Raw genomic sequence first — 12,261 nt, 5'->3', positions numbered from 1 at the left:
TCTTAATTATTATTTAGTAGCTTTTTTCTTGTTTGCAACTGTCTTACGTTTACCTTTACGGGTACGTGTGTTGTTTTTAGTACGTTGACCACGAACAGGTAAATGTTTACGGTGACGTAATCCACGGTAACAACCGATATCCATCAGACGTTTGATGTTCAATTGAACTTCTGAACGTAAAGCACCTTCAACCTTCAATTCGTCATTGATGATTGTACGGATTGCTGCTAATTGATCGTCATTCCAGTCCTGAACTTTAACGTCCTCACTGATTCCTGTCTTATCTAAGATATAAGTCGCTGTTTGGCGACCAATACCGAAAATATAAGTAAGGCCGATCACACCTCTTTTGTTTTTAGGTAAATCTATACCTGCTATCCTTGCCATATATTATTAAGCGATTATTTTTAATAATTACCCTTGACGTTGCTTGTACTTAGGGTTCTTTTTGTTAATTACAAAAACTTTTCCTTTACGACGGATGATTTTGCAATCCGCGCTGCGTTTTTTTATTGATGCTCTTACTTTCATGATCTATATTTTTAAAAGCTGTAAACCAAGCCTGTATTACCTATTTGTAACGGTAAGTAATACGTCCTTTAGTTAAATCGTAAGGAGACATTTCTAATTTTACTTTATCTCCAGGAAGAATTTTGATATAATGCATCCGCATTTTACCTGAAATGTGAGCAATAATCTCATGCCCATTTTCCAACTCTACTCTGAACATTGCATTAGAAAGTGCCTCTCTAATTATTCCATCTTGTTCTATTGAGGCTTGTTTAGCCATATATTCTTGATTATTAACTGTTAAATAGCCTGCACAAACAGGAGTGCAAAGATAAATAAAAATAATTGTAAATCAATTACTTTTTGTTCAAAACTTTCTCTACATGTTCAAATGTCAACAACACATCAGGTTCTCCCTTACGTATTGCCACCATTTGTTCAAAGTGCGCGGATAACTTTCCGTCGACAGTACTCACTGTCCAGCCATCATCCCAGAATTTCACTCCGGCCTTTCCTGCATTAATCATCGGTTCGATACAAATGACCAATCCTTGTTCTAATTTAGGTCCGGATCCTCTTTTACCATAGTTTGGCACTTCAGGTTTTTCATGCAGGTGGAATCCCACACCATGACCTACCAGTTCTTTGACAATACCATAGTTATAAGGAGCGACATATTCCTGAACTGCTGAAGAGATATCTCCTACTCGTTTTCCCGCCACTGCCTGCGCAACTCCGCGATTTAATGATTCCTTTGTCACATCCAACAGCTGCTGAGCTTCTGCACTGATCTCACCGACTCCGAAAGTATAAGCAGAATCGCTGATAAAACCATTGAGGTTTACACCTCCATCGACAGAAACCAAATCACCGTCTTTTATGACGTACTCACTCGGGAATCCGTGAACAATCTGATCGTTAACAGAAATACAAAGTGAGTATGGGAATCCATGATAATTTAGAAACGCTGGCGTCCCTCCATTATCATGGATAAAATCATAAGCTAATTTATCAAGAGATAAGGTGGTGATACCAGGTTTGATAACCTTGGCTACTTCACCAAGCAACTGCGACAGCACATCTGCTGATTTACGCACCTGCTCTATTTCTTCCTCTGATTTGTAATATACTTTAGACATGCTAAAGAAAATTATATTGCTGACTGATCAATACCTTCAACCGTCGCAGACGTAGAACGTCCTTTGATACGGCCTGTTTTCATCAATCCATCGTAATGACGCATTAACAAATGGCTTTCGATCTGTTGCAAAGTATCCAATACCACACCAACCAAAATCAACAATGACGTACCTCCATAGAAGTGGGCAAATTGATTATTGATTCCAAATAAACTCGCAATTGCCGGCAATATTGCAATGATAGCAAGAAACACTGCACCCGGGAAAGTGATATTAGAAATCACTCTGTCGATATACAGGTTTGTATCATATCCAGGTTTGATTCCGGGAATGAATCCTCCGTTTTTCTTCATATCCTCAGACATTTGCTGAGGGTTAACCATGATCGCTGTATAGAAGAATGTAAACGCAATGATCAACACTGCAAAAGTCACATTATACGCTACAGAAGTATAGTTACTTAAAGAAGTTAAAAAGTCCGATTGCATACCAGGGAAAAACTGGCTTAATGACATAGGCACAAACATGATCGCCTGAGCGAAAATGATTGGCATTACACCAGCCGCATTCACTTTCAAAGGAATGTACTGTCTTACACCACCTACTTGCTTGTTACCTACGATTTTCTTAGCATATTGTACAGGTATCTTACGAACACCCTGAACAATCAAAATGGTAAATATAACAACAAAGAATAAAGCAAGGAACTCCAACAACAATGGAATAGGTCCACCACCGTTAGGGCTCATACGCGTTACCCATTCTGCTGTAATACCACTTGGTAATTGTGCAATAATACCTGCCATGATAATCAATGAGATACCATTACCGATACCTTTATCCGTAATTTTCTCCCCGAGCCACATCACGAATAAAGTACCTGCAGTCAAAACAAAAGTAGAAAGGATCGTAAACATCGGATCAGCAATTATTCTTGCACCTGGTTCGATTTGCGTTTTCACATAAGCGACAGCCTGAACAAGCGTGATTGCCAATGTCAGATAACGAGTAATCTGGTTCATTTTTTTACGACCAGACTCTCCTTCCTTTTGCATTTTCTGGAAATAAGGTACAGCAATGCCCAGTAACTGGACAACGATGGATGCCGAGATATAAGGCATTACTCCGAGAGCAAAAATAGCTGAACGGGAGAATGATCCTCCCGCAAACATATCCAACAACCCTAAAAGGCCTTCTTTGTGGCCTGAAGCTAAAGCAGCAGGGTTAACTCCTGGTAATACTATATGACATCCAACACGGTAAATCAGAAGAAAAAGCAATGTATTCAGGATACGATTGCGCAGATCTTCAATTTTCCAAATATTGGTTAAGGTTGTGATTAGTTTCTTCATGTATTAAAGTTTAACGATAGAACCACCAGCTGCTTCAATAGCTTTTTGAGCAGTAGCGGAGAAAGCGTGTGCTTTAACTTCAACTTTAGCTGTTAACTCACCACGACCTAAAATTTTTACTTTATCATTTTTAGATGCTAAACCGTGAGCTACTAATGCTTCAAAGTCTACAGTTGTCAAATTGAATTTCTCAATCAGAGCCTGTACAGCGTCAAGGTTTACACCATTGTACTCTACGCGGTTAATGTTTTTGAAACCAAATTTAGGAACACGACGTTGTAAAGGCATTTGACCACCTTCAAAACCGATTTTAGTACTGTGACCAGAACGGGAACCCGCTCCTTTGTGACCACGTGTAGATGTACCACCACGGCCTGATCCTGTACCACGACCGATACGTTTGCTACTCTTTACTGAACCCTTTGCTGGTCTTAAATTACTTAAGTTCATTTTAAAACTAAATTGTGTCAGGCCTTCGCTCTCACTAAACAGGTCCTAACGATGAGATAATAAATAAAAATGCAATGGAAAGAGTGTGATGCTCTTTCCAAAGTCAAAATTAAATTGCTTCGATAGCTACTAAGTGATTCACTTTTCTTACCATTCCGATGATGGATGGCGTAGCTTCTACTTCTACTGAGTGGTTGATACGTTTCAAACCTAATGCCTCAATAGTTTTCTTTTGGCGCTCGCTTCTGTCGATAACGCTCTTTATCTGGGTGATTTTGATTTTTGCCATGATAATTAACCGTTAAATACTTTATTTAAATCGACACCGCGGTGCTGTGCCACTGTATATGCATCACGCATATTAGCTAAAGCGTCAACAGTTGCTTTTACCACGTTATGTGGGTTAGAAGAACCTAATGATTTTGCCAATACGTCTGTGATACCCGCACTCTCCAATACTGCACGCATAGCACCACCGGCTAGTACTCCTGTACCGTGAACTGCTGGTTTGATCAATACTGAACCACCTGAGTATTTACCATACTGAGGGTGAGGTACAGTACCTTTGATGATAGGAACTTTTACCAGGTTCTTTTTAGCGTCATCGATACCTTTAGTAATTGCTTCAGTTACCTCTTTAGCTTTACCAAGTCCGTATCCTACGATACCGTTTTCATCACCAACTACTACGATAGCTGAGAAACTAAAAGTACGACCACCTTTAGTAACTTTTGCTACACGTTGGATACTTACTAAGCGATCTTTTAGTTCAATCTCGCTTGATTTTACTCTTTTTATATTGCTTAATGCCATTTCTTCTTTTGATTAAAAGTCTAAACCGCCTTCGCGAGCACCTTCAGCCAAAGATTTGATACGGCCATGGTATAAGTACCCATTACGGTCAAAAACTACTTTATTAATACCTGCTGCGACTGCTTTTTCAGCCACCAATTTACCAACAGCTTTAGATTGATCTACTTTGTTACCTGATGCTGCGAAATCTTTAGATGCGCTTGAAGCCGAAACTAATGTTACGCCTGCTACGTCATCGATGATTTGAGCATAGATACCTTTGTTACTTCTAAAAACTGATAAGCGTGGACGCTCAGCTGATCCAGCAAGGTGTTTTCTTATTCCTTTTTTGATTCGCTCTCTGCGACTTGATTTATGTCCTGCCATGGTTATTATTTTTTAGCTGATTTACCTGCTTTTCTTCTTAAAACTTCACCTTCAAACTTGATACCTTTACCTTTGTATGGCTCTGGTGCACGGAAGCTACGGATTTTCGCTGCAACTTGACCGATCAGTTGTTTGTCGATAGATTCTAATGTGATAGTAGGGTTTTTACCTTTCTCAGCAGTAGTTGATACTTTAATTTCCTGTGGCAATACAAAAACGATCTGGTGAGAGAAACCTAATGTTAACTCTAATGTATTACCATTACTTGAAGCACGGTAACCCACACCGACTAACTCTTGTGTAGTTTTGTAACCTTCTGTAACACCGATTACCATGTTGTTCAATAAAGAACGGTACAATCCGTGTAATGCTTTGTGTTTTTTCTGATCTGTTGGACGAGTTACTACGATGTTACCATCTTCCTGAGCAACTTTAATGTCACGATCAATTTGTTGTGATAATTCACCTTTTGGGCCTTTTACAGTAACTAAATTTTTGTCAGATACCGCAACAGTTACTCCAGCAGGTATAGCGACAGGCGCTTTTCCAATTCTTGACATCTCTGTGTGTTTTTCCTAGATTAATAAACGTAACATAAAACTTCTCCGCCAACATTCTGAACACGGGCTTCTTTATCTGTCATTACTCCTTTAGAAGTAGATAAGATCGCGATACCCAGTCCGTTCAAAACACGAGGTAAGTTGTCAACACTTGCATACTTTCTTAAACCAGGTTTACTCACACGAGTCAATGTGCGAATAGCCGGAATTTTGCTAATTGGATTGTACTTCAATGCAATTTTGATTGTTCCCTGAACTGCACTGTCTTCGAATTTGTAGTTAGCAATGTAACCTTTGTCGAAAAGAACTTTGGTAATTTCTTTCTTAAGGTTCGATGCAGGAATTTCAACAACCCTGTGGTTGGCCTTGATGGCATTCCTTACTCGTGTAAGGTAATCCGCTATTGGATCTGTATTCATTATATAATAAAATTGTGACAATGGTTTCCACAGACTCTTCCAAGTCCTAGACCTTTTGTCGGTTAAAAAATGCAAAACAAAAAACCCTGGTAAACCAGTTTACGGTTTACCGGGGCAAAAGTAAATATTTTTTTTGATTACCAAGAAGCTTTTTTTACCCCCGGGATTTTTCCGTCTAACGCCATCTCACGGAAAGTTACACGAGAGATACCGAATTGACGCATATATCCTTTAGGACGTCCAGTTAGTTTACAACGGTTGTGTAAACGTACCGGAGAAGCATTCTTTGGCAATTTATCTAATGCTTCGTAATCTCCGGCTGCTTTAAGGGCAGCGCGTTTATCAGCATATTTTGCTACCAATTTTGCACGTTTTACTTCGCGTGCTTTTAATCCTTCTTTAGCCATTGTTGTTCGTATTTTGATTTTTGAATGGTAAACCGAATTGTTTAAGCAATTCAAGAGCTTCAACATCAGTATTTGCACTAGTCACAAATGTGATATCCATACCTTGGATTTTATTGATTCTATCAATATTGATCTCAGGGAAGATGATTTGTTCAGTGATACCTAAGTTGTAGTTACCTCTACCGTCGAAACCTTTATCATTGATACCACGGAAGTCACGGATACGAGGAAGAGATACAGCGATCAAACGATCTAAGAACTCAAACATGTTGTTGTCACGTAAAGTAACACGTGCGCCGATAGGCATACCTTTACGCAATTTGAAGTTTGAGATATCTTTCTTCGATTTAGTTGCAACTGCCTGTTGACCTGAAATAAGGGTTAACTCAGCGATAGCATTATCAATTAACTTTTTGTCAGCAGTAGCGCCACCGATACCTTGTGAGATAACGATTTTTTCAAGTTTAGGAACTTGCATAACGCTTTTATACTGAAATTTTTCTTTAAGTGCAGTACGGATCTCATCCGCATATTTCACTTTTAATCTTGGTACGTAAGTCATTATTTAATTTCCTCCCCTGATTTTTTTGCTACACGAACAATTTTTCCATCTTCATTAACCTTACGGCCTACACGTGTAGGTGCTCCGGTTTTAGGATCGATCAACGCTAAGTTAGAGATATGAATACCTGCTTCTTTCTCGATGATACCACCATTAGGGTTAGCCGCACTTGGTTTAGTGTGTTTTTTAACGATGTTAGCGCCTTCTACTACAGCTCTGTTAGCATCCACCAAAATTTGTAATACTTTTCCTTGAACACCTTTAGAGTTACCAGCGATAACTTTCACTAAATCACCTTTTTTAATCTTGATTTTGTGAGTTGTTTTTGTTTTCTGTGCCATAATTATAAAACCTCCGGTGCTAGTGATACAATTTTCATGAACTGCTTCTCACGTAATTCTCTGGCAACCGGGCCAAAGATACGTGTTCCACGTGGCTCATCATTATTATTTAACAATACTGCAGCATTGTCATCAAAACGAATGTAAGAACCATCTTTACGACGAATTTCTTTTTTCGTTCTAACTACTACAGCTTTAGAAACTGAACCTTTTTTCACGTTTCCTGAAGGTAAAGCGCTTTTCACGGTAACAACAATTTTATCACCGATCGATGCATAACGCTTACGCGTACCGCCCAATACACGAATTACTAAAACTTCTTTAGCACCGCTATTGTCCGCTACATTTAGTCTTGATTCCTGTTGTACCATTATTTAGCTCTTTCTAAAATTTCTACTAATCTCCAATTCTTAGTTTTGCTCAATGGACGTGTTTCCATGATTAATACCGTATCGCCGATACCGCAGGTATTCTCTTCGTCATGAGCCTTAAATTTAGTAGTTTTTTTAACGAACTTACCGTAGATAGGGTGTTTCACTTTACGTTCTACAGTCACTACGATAGACTTGTCCATCTTATTGCTAACTACTAAGCCGATTCTTGTTTTTCTTAATTTTCTTTCCATTTCGACTTAAATTTTATGCCTCAGAGGCTGTTTCTTTTTTAGCGGCAGCTTTACGAGCACTCAACTCCGTATTAAGACGAGCGATTGTTCTGCGGGCTGCTTTGATTACGTTAGGGTTCTCAATTGCAGAAACAGCATGTGCAAATTTCAATTTGCTAAGGGCAGCTTTTTCTTCTGAAAGACGAGCTGCTAATTCCTCTGTTGATAATTCTAAAATTTCTGAATTTTTCATTTTGTTTCAGTTGTTATGCTGGGTTATCAATTCTGTTTATATGATGCCTTACGGGTAACGGCCGTAAGGCTAAACTATTGACATTACCAACTATTTTTATGCTTCAACGTAATCTCTACGTATCACAAACTTAGTTTGAACCGGTAGTTTTTGAGCTGCTAGGCGTAAAGCTTCTTTGGCAACTTCCAAAGGCACACCTTCTGCTTCAAATAACATACGGCCTGGGCGTACTACTGCTACCCAGTATTCTGGAGCACCTTTACCTTTACCCATACGCACTTCTGCAGGTTTTTTGGTAACAGGTTTGTCAGGAAAAATGCGGATCCAAACTTGACCTTCACGTTTCATGTAACGTGTTACGGCAATACGCGCTGCCTCAATCTGGCGGCTGGTGATCCATGCTGGCTCCAGTGATTTGATACCGAATGACCCGAAAGCTAACTCTGCTCCACGTGAAGCGTTACCTTTCATACGGCCTTTCTGCATCTTTCTGAACTTCGTTCTTTTTGGCTGTAACATGTTCGTATTTTATTTAATCCACCAACTGGTGGACATTTGTTGTAATCTATTAAACTTAATTAACCTCTATTTGCACCACCACGGTTGTTGTTACCGCCACGGTTGTTGTTTCCACCACGGTTGTTTCCACCACGACCACCTTTACGGTTGTTGTTATCACGGTCGCGACGTTCACCACCTTCGTTTCCACCACGTGTTTTTACGTTAGATGTCTGACCAATGTTAGGAGACAAGTCACGTTTACCGTATACTTCACCTTTACAGATCCACACCTTAACACCGATTTTACCGTAAGTAGTCAATGCTTCTGCTAATGCATAATCGATATCAGCACGCAATGTGTGAAGAGGAGTTCTTCCTTCTTTGTACTGCTCAGTACGTGCCATTTCAGCACCACCAAGACGACCAGAACACATTACTTTGATACCTTCAGCACCCATACGCATTGTAGATGCGATAGCTGTTTTCATTGCACGACGGAATGAAATACGTGCTTCTAATTGCTTAGCTACACCTTCAGCTACTAATTTAGCATCTAACTCAGGACGTTTGATCTCGAAAATATTGATTTGAACATCCTTTTTAGTCAGTTTCTTCAACTCTTCTTTGATCTTGTCAACTTCCTGACCGCCTTTACCGATAACGATACCTGGGCGTGCTGTATGTACAGTTACAGTGATGCGTTTTAAAGTTCTTTCAATAACAACTTTTGCTACTCCACCTTTTGCGATACGAACAGAAAGATATTTTCTGATTTTTTCGTCCTCAACCAATTTATCGGAATAGTTGTTGCCTCCGAACCAATTAGAATCCCATCCTTTGATGATTCCTAATCTGCTACCTATTGGATTTGCTTTTTGTCCCATTCTTCTAAATATTAGTTGTTTACGTTATTTAAACTATCTACTACCAAAGTTACATGGTTAGAGCGTTTACGAATTCTGTAACCACGGCCTTGAGGTGCAGGTCTCAATCTTTTCAATTGGCGACCTCCGCCTACAGACACTTCTTTTACAAAAAGAGCGCTATCTTCTACTGACTGGCCTTCATTGTGAGCCTCCCAGTTTTTGATTGCCGATAGTAATAATTTTTCTACACGGCTTGCAGCTTCTTTGCTAGAGTGCTTAAGAATATATAAAGCGTTTTCTACTTTTTCGCCACGGATTAAGTCCACTACTAAACGCATTTTGCGCGGAGAAGTAGGGCAGTTTAATAATTTGGCAGTAGAAGCTCCTCCTATTTGAGCTTTTTCCTGCTCTTTGCGCTGTTTAATTAAAACAGACTTTTTAAGTTTTCTTGTTGCTTCCATTACCTATTATTTTTTCTTTTCTGCGTGACCTCTGAATGTACGCGTAGGCGCAAATTCACCAAGTTTGTGACCAACCATATTCTCTGTTACATAAACAGGGATAAATTTATTCCCGTTGTGCACTGCGAAGGTATGGCCAACAAAATCAGGTGAAATCATTGATCTACGAGACCATGTTTTGATAACTGACTTTTTGTTAGTTTCATTCATAGAAAGAACTTTTCTTTCTAAGTTGTGATCGATATAAGGACCTTTTTTAATTGAACGAGCCATTATTTTTTCCTTCTCTCAATGATGTAACGATTCGATGTTTTCTTCTTGTAGCGTGTTTTGAAGCCTTTAGCTAATACGCCATTACGTGAACGAGGGTGACCTCCTGAAGTACGGCCCTCACCACCACCCATAGGGTGATCTACCGGGTTCATAGCCACACCACGAACGCGAGGACGACGACCTAACCAACGTTTTCTACCTGCTTTACCCAATACCTGGTTAAATTTCTCCTGGTTCGATACTGAACCAATGGTAGCAACACATGTCAATAAGATCATACGTGTCTCACCCGAAGGCAATTTGATGATAGCATATTTACCATCACGAGCAGATAACTGAGCATATGTACCAGCACTACGAGCGATTGAACCACCTTGACCAGGGTTCAATTCGATGTTGTGGATGATAGAACCCAAAGGAATCTTTGCTAATGGTAAAGTGTTACCAATTTCTGGGGCTACTGATTCACCTGCAACCACTGTCTGACCAACTGTTAATCCAGCCGGAGCAATGATGTAACGTTTTTCACCGTCTGCATAATGTAATAATGCAATACGTGCAGTACGATTTGGATCGTACTCGATTGTAGCTACTGTTGCGGGGATATCTTTTTTATCGCGTTTGAAATCTATTAATCGGTATGATTTTTTATGTCCCCCACCGAGATAACGCATAGTCATTTTACCGGAGTTATTACGACCGCCTGATTTCTTGATTTTTACTACTAACGATTTTTCAGGAACGTTTGTAGTTACATCAGAATAATCTGCGCCTACTCTGAAGCGCGTACCTGGGGTAACCGGTTTGAATCTTTTAACTGCCATTTCTAATTATATAGTACTGTAAAAGTCAATAGTTTCACCATCTTTAACTGTAACGATGGCCTTTTTATACTTAGGGCTTCTGCCTGAAACAAAACCTGCTTTTGTGTAACGACTTTTTGCTTTTCCAGCAACTACTGCAGTGTTAACCGCAACAACTGTTACGCCGAACATAGCTTCTACAGCCGTTTTAATTTGGATTTTGTTTGCTCTGTGATCCACTTTGAAAGCATAACGGTTGAATTTTTCCGTTAGAGTTGAAGCTTTCTCAGTTAAGATAGGTTTTTTGATAATTTCCATATTACTTAGCGAATGCCTCCTCCAAAGTTTTAACAGAATCTGTTGTCAATAACAATTTAGTAGCGTTCAATACATCATATGTATTCAACTGATCTGCTGATACTACTTTTGCTTTTTTCAAGTTTCTGCTTGATAAATAAACATTATTGTCATATGCTGGCAATACCAACAAAGTTTTTTCGTCTGCAACATTTAATGCAGCTACCAAACTAACGTAGTTTTTTGTTTTGATGGTATCAAAACTAACTGCGTCCAAAACAACGATATTGTTTTCTTTTGCTTTGTAGCTTAATGCAGATTTACGTGCTAATTGTTTCAATTTTTTGTTCAATTTGAAACTGTAGTCACGAGGTTGAGGACCGAATACACGACCACCACCATTAAACAATGGAGATTTGATGCTACCCGCACGGGCACCACCTGTACCTTTTTGTTTGTGTAATTTACGAGTAGAACCCGCGATTTCGTTACGTTGTTTAGATTTGTGGGTACCTTGACGTTGATTAGCCAAATACTGTTTAACATCTAAATAAATCGCATGATCGTTAGGCTCTAACCCAAATACCGACTCAGGAAGTTGCACCTTGGCACCTGTTTCTTTACCTGATAAATTTAAAACTTTAACTTCCATCTTCCTATTTGTCTACGATTACATAAGAACCTTTAGCTCCTGGAATGGAACCACTAACAACGATTAGGTTTTGCTCAGCATAAACTTTCAACACTTGTAAGTTTTGAACCTTTACACGATCACCACCTGTACGACCTGCCATGCGCATACCTTTGAATACGCGTGAAGGCCAAGATGAAGCACCTAATGAACCTGGAGCACGTAGTCTGTTGTGCTGACCGTGAGTCGCACCTCCTACACCACCAAATCCGTGACGCTTCATAACACCTTGGAAACCTTTACCTTTTGAAGTACCGACTACATCTACGTACTCGCCTTCTTCAAAAATAGTAACGTCAACTACATCACCAAGTTGTTTTTCGTCTGGGAAAGTTTTAAATTCTACCAACTTACGCTTAGGCGTTGTGTTTGCTTTTGCAAAATGCCCTTTTAAAGATGCTGTCGTGTTCTTTTCTTTAGCTTCACCGAAGCCTAATTGAACAGCGGAATAGCCATCTTTGTCTTCCGTACGTATCTGCGTAACCACGCACGGTCCAGCCTCAATTACTGTACAAGGAATATTCTTTCCTTCTTCATTGTACAGGCTGGTCATTCCTACTTTTTTACCAATAATTCCTGACATGTTATAAATT

Annotated in this window: 25 protein-coding genes; all 25 read right to left on the bottom strand. The window is 39.5% G+C overall.

Features of this window, described 5'->3' with window-relative positions; translation table 11 throughout:
* Positions 1-9: 9 nt before the first annotated feature.
* Positions 10-387: a 30S ribosomal protein S13 gene (rpsM, locus tag I6J02_RS09400; protein WP_201681430.1), complete on the bottom strand. Its 378-nt coding sequence runs from the start codon at positions 385-387 to the stop codon at positions 10-12.
* Between the two features lie 27 nt (positions 388-414).
* A complete protein-coding gene (gene rpmJ / locus I6J02_RS09395; protein WP_038702005.1) occupies positions 415-531 on the bottom strand; it encodes a 50S ribosomal protein L36 in 117 nt (38 codons plus the stop codon).
* Between the two features lie 40 nt (positions 532-571).
* On the bottom strand, positions 572-790 hold the full coding sequence (gene infA, locus I6J02_RS09390) for a translation initiation factor IF-1 (protein ID WP_002997456.1): 219 nt from the start codon (positions 788-790) through the stop codon (positions 572-574).
* 76 nt (positions 791-866) lie between these two features.
* Positions 867-1,649 carry a type I methionyl aminopeptidase gene (map, locus tag I6J02_RS09385; RefSeq protein ID WP_201681429.1) on the bottom strand — a complete coding sequence of 261 codons (783 nt, stop codon included), beginning with the start codon at positions 1,647-1,649 and terminating at the stop codon, positions 867-869.
* Between the two features lie 11 nt (positions 1,650-1,660).
* On the bottom strand, positions 1,661-3,001 hold the full coding sequence (gene secY, locus I6J02_RS09380) for a preprotein translocase subunit SecY (RefSeq protein ID WP_002997460.1): 1,341 nt from the start codon (positions 2,999-3,001) through the stop codon (positions 1,661-1,663).
* A gap of 3 nt (positions 3,002-3,004) precedes the next feature.
* The gene (gene rplO / locus I6J02_RS09375) at positions 3,005-3,451 is read right to left on the bottom strand and encodes a 50S ribosomal protein L15 (protein WP_002997464.1); all 447 of its coding nucleotides are present in this window, start codon (positions 3,449-3,451) and stop codon (positions 3,005-3,007) included.
* A 109-nt stretch (positions 3,452-3,560) separates the two neighbouring features.
* A complete protein-coding gene (gene rpmD, locus I6J02_RS09370; protein WP_002997468.1) occupies positions 3,561-3,740 on the bottom strand; it encodes a 50S ribosomal protein L30 in 180 nt (59 codons plus the stop codon).
* A 5-nt stretch (positions 3,741-3,745) separates the two neighbouring features.
* The gene (gene rpsE / locus I6J02_RS09365; protein WP_002997471.1) at positions 3,746-4,264 is read right to left on the bottom strand and encodes a 30S ribosomal protein S5; all 519 of its coding nucleotides are present in this window, start codon (positions 4,262-4,264) and stop codon (positions 3,746-3,748) included.
* Positions 4,265-4,276: 12 nt separating this feature from the next.
* On the bottom strand, positions 4,277-4,639 hold the full coding sequence (gene rplR, locus I6J02_RS09360; protein ID WP_181876008.1) for a 50S ribosomal protein L18: 363 nt from the start codon (positions 4,637-4,639) through the stop codon (positions 4,277-4,279).
* The gene (rplF, locus tag I6J02_RS09355) at positions 4,636-5,190 is read right to left on the bottom strand and encodes a 50S ribosomal protein L6 (protein ID WP_201681428.1); all 555 of its coding nucleotides are present in this window, start codon (positions 5,188-5,190) and stop codon (positions 4,636-4,638) included. Before rplF ends, rplR begins: the two co-directional genes overlap by 4 nt.
* A 20-nt stretch (positions 5,191-5,210) precedes the next feature.
* Positions 5,211-5,612: a 30S ribosomal protein S8 gene (rpsH, locus tag I6J02_RS09350; RefSeq protein WP_232279786.1), complete on the bottom strand. Its 402-nt coding sequence runs from the start codon at positions 5,610-5,612 to the stop codon at positions 5,211-5,213.
* A 134-nt stretch (positions 5,613-5,746) separates the two neighbouring features.
* The gene (gene rpsN, locus I6J02_RS09345) at positions 5,747-6,016 is read right to left on the bottom strand and encodes a 30S ribosomal protein S14 (RefSeq protein WP_002997479.1); all 270 of its coding nucleotides are present in this window, start codon (positions 6,014-6,016) and stop codon (positions 5,747-5,749) included.
* Positions 6,009-6,578 carry a 50S ribosomal protein L5 gene (gene rplE, locus I6J02_RS09340; protein ID WP_003008519.1) on the bottom strand — a complete coding sequence of 190 codons (570 nt, stop codon included), beginning with the start codon at positions 6,576-6,578 and terminating at the stop codon, positions 6,009-6,011. Before rplE ends, rpsN begins: the two co-directional genes overlap by 8 nt.
* Complete coding sequence (rplX, locus tag I6J02_RS09335; RefSeq protein ID WP_002997482.1) at positions 6,578-6,919, bottom strand: 50S ribosomal protein L24; 342 nt, start codon at positions 6,917-6,919, stop codon at positions 6,578-6,580. The genes rplE and rplX overlap by 1 nt, the downstream gene beginning before the upstream one ends.
* A gap of 2 nt (positions 6,920-6,921) precedes the next feature.
* Positions 6,922-7,290: a 50S ribosomal protein L14 gene (gene rplN, locus I6J02_RS09330; protein WP_002997484.1), complete on the bottom strand. Its 369-nt coding sequence runs from the start codon at positions 7,288-7,290 to the stop codon at positions 6,922-6,924.
* A complete protein-coding gene (gene rpsQ, locus I6J02_RS09325) occupies positions 7,290-7,544 on the bottom strand; it encodes a 30S ribosomal protein S17 (protein WP_003008522.1) in 255 nt (84 codons plus the stop codon). The genes rplN and rpsQ overlap by 1 nt, the downstream gene beginning before the upstream one ends.
* Positions 7,545-7,557: 13 nt before the next feature.
* Positions 7,558-7,776: a 50S ribosomal protein L29 gene (rpmC, locus tag I6J02_RS09320; RefSeq protein WP_002997488.1), complete on the bottom strand. Its 219-nt coding sequence runs from the start codon at positions 7,774-7,776 to the stop codon at positions 7,558-7,560.
* 96 nt (positions 7,777-7,872) lie between these two features.
* Entirely contained in the window at positions 7,873-8,295 is a 423-nt protein-coding gene (gene rplP, locus I6J02_RS09315) for a 50S ribosomal protein L16 (protein ID WP_002997490.1), read from the bottom strand.
* Positions 8,296-8,354: 59 nt separating this feature from the next.
* Positions 8,355-9,161 carry a 30S ribosomal protein S3 gene (rpsC, locus tag I6J02_RS09310; RefSeq protein ID WP_201681427.1) on the bottom strand — a complete coding sequence of 269 codons (807 nt, stop codon included), beginning with the start codon at positions 9,159-9,161 and terminating at the stop codon, positions 8,355-8,357.
* A gap of 11 nt (positions 9,162-9,172) precedes the next feature.
* A complete protein-coding gene (gene rplV / locus I6J02_RS09305) occupies positions 9,173-9,481 on the bottom strand; it encodes a 50S ribosomal protein L22 (RefSeq protein ID WP_262895883.1) in 309 nt (102 codons plus the stop codon).
* Between the two features lie 129 nt (positions 9,482-9,610).
* On the bottom strand, positions 9,611-9,877 hold the full coding sequence (gene rpsS / locus I6J02_RS09300) for a 30S ribosomal protein S19 (protein ID WP_002997495.1): 267 nt from the start codon (positions 9,875-9,877) through the stop codon (positions 9,611-9,613).
* The gene (rplB, locus tag I6J02_RS09295) at positions 9,877-10,701 is read right to left on the bottom strand and encodes a 50S ribosomal protein L2 (protein WP_201681426.1); all 825 of its coding nucleotides are present in this window, start codon (positions 10,699-10,701) and stop codon (positions 9,877-9,879) included. Before rplB ends, rpsS begins: the two co-directional genes overlap by 1 nt.
* Positions 10,702-10,707: 6 nt before the next feature.
* Complete coding sequence (gene rplW / locus I6J02_RS09290; protein WP_201681425.1) at positions 10,708-10,998, bottom strand: 50S ribosomal protein L23; 291 nt, start codon at positions 10,996-10,998, stop codon at positions 10,708-10,710.
* Position 10,999: 1 nt separating this feature from the next.
* Positions 11,000-11,629, bottom strand: coding sequence for a 50S ribosomal protein L4 (gene rplD, locus I6J02_RS09285; protein ID WP_201681424.1), 630 nt, complete (start codon positions 11,627-11,629; stop codon positions 11,000-11,002).
* Positions 11,630-11,633: 4 nt separating this feature from the next.
* The gene (gene rplC / locus I6J02_RS09280; RefSeq protein ID WP_002997500.1) at positions 11,634-12,251 is read right to left on the bottom strand and encodes a 50S ribosomal protein L3; all 618 of its coding nucleotides are present in this window, start codon (positions 12,249-12,251) and stop codon (positions 11,634-11,636) included.
* Positions 12,252-12,261: the final 10 nt, after the last annotated feature.

It is taken from the genome of Sphingobacterium spiritivorum (assembly GCF_016725325.1).
Lineage (GTDB): Bacteria > Bacteroidota > Bacteroidia > Sphingobacteriales > Sphingobacteriaceae > Sphingobacterium.
The sequence above is the reverse complement of the archived record's forward strand: the minus strand, read 5'-3'. Positions and strand labels throughout refer to the sequence as shown.

Coding starts and splice junctions, on each gene's coding strand:
- rpsM (WP_201681430.1), bottom strand. CDS start 387: ATGGCAAGGATAGCAGGTATAGATTTACCTAAAAACAAAAGAGGTGTG.
- rpmJ (WP_038702005.1), bottom strand. CDS start 531: ATGAAAGTAAGAGCATCAATAAAAAAACGCAGCGCGGATTGCAAAATC.
- infA (WP_002997456.1), bottom strand. CDS start 790: ATGGCTAAACAAGCCTCAATAGAACAAGATGGAATAATTAGAGAGGCA.
- map (WP_201681429.1), bottom strand. CDS start 1,649: ATGTCTAAAGTATATTACAAATCAGAGGAAGAAATAGAGCAGGTGCGT.
- secY (WP_002997460.1), bottom strand. CDS start 3,001: ATGAAGAAACTAATCACAACCTTAACCAATATTTGGAAAATTGAAGAT.
- rplO (WP_002997464.1), bottom strand. CDS start 3,451: ATGAACTTAAGTAATTTAAGACCAGCAAAGGGTTCAGTAAAGAGTAGC.
- rpmD (WP_002997468.1), bottom strand. CDS start 3,740: ATGGCAAAAATCAAAATCACCCAGATAAAGAGCGTTATCGACAGAAGC.
- rpsE (WP_002997471.1), bottom strand. CDS start 4,264: ATGGCATTAAGCAATATAAAAAGAGTAAAATCAAGCGAGATTGAACTA.
- rplF (WP_201681428.1), bottom strand. CDS start 5,190: ATGTCAAGAATTGGAAAAGCGCCTGTCGCTATACCTGCTGGAGTAACT.
- rpsN (WP_002997479.1), bottom strand. CDS start 6,016: ATGGCTAAAGAAGGATTAAAAGCACGCGAAGTAAAACGTGCAAAATTG.
- rplE (WP_003008519.1), bottom strand. CDS start 6,578: ATGACTTACGTACCAAGATTAAAAGTGAAATATGCGGATGAGATCCGT.
- rplX (WP_002997482.1), bottom strand. CDS start 6,919: ATGGCACAGAAAACAAAAACAACTCACAAAATCAAGATTAAAAAAGGT.
- rplN (WP_002997484.1), bottom strand. CDS start 7,290: ATGGTACAACAGGAATCAAGACTAAATGTAGCGGACAATAGCGGTGCT.
- rpsQ (WP_003008522.1), bottom strand. CDS start 7,544: ATGGAAAGAAAATTAAGAAAAACAAGAATCGGCTTAGTAGTTAGCAAT.
- rpmC (WP_002997488.1), bottom strand. CDS start 7,776: ATGAAAAATTCAGAAATTTTAGAATTATCAACAGAGGAATTAGCAGCT.
- rplP (WP_002997490.1), bottom strand. CDS start 8,295: ATGTTACAGCCAAAAAGAACGAAGTTCAGAAAGATGCAGAAAGGCCGT.
- rpsC (WP_201681427.1), bottom strand. CDS start 9,161: ATGGGACAAAAAGCAAATCCAATAGGTAGCAGATTAGGAATCATCAAA.
- rplV (WP_262895883.1), bottom strand. CDS start 9,481: ATGCGTTTAGTAGTGGACTTAATCCGTGGCGAAAAAGTAGAAAACGCT.
- rpsS (WP_002997495.1), bottom strand. CDS start 9,877: ATGGCTCGTTCAATTAAAAAAGGTCCTTATATCGATCACAACTTAGAA.
- rplB (WP_201681426.1), bottom strand. CDS start 10,701: ATGGCAGTTAAAAGATTCAAACCGGTTACCCCAGGTACGCGCTTCAGA.
- rplW (WP_201681425.1), bottom strand. CDS start 10,998: ATGGAAATTATCAAAAAACCTATCTTAACTGAGAAAGCTTCAACTCTA.
- rplD (WP_201681424.1), bottom strand. CDS start 11,629: ATGGAAGTTAAAGTTTTAAATTTATCAGGTAAAGAAACAGGTGCCAAG.
- rplC (WP_002997500.1), bottom strand. CDS start 12,251: ATGTCAGGAATTATTGGTAAAAAAGTAGGAATGACCAGCCTGTACAAT.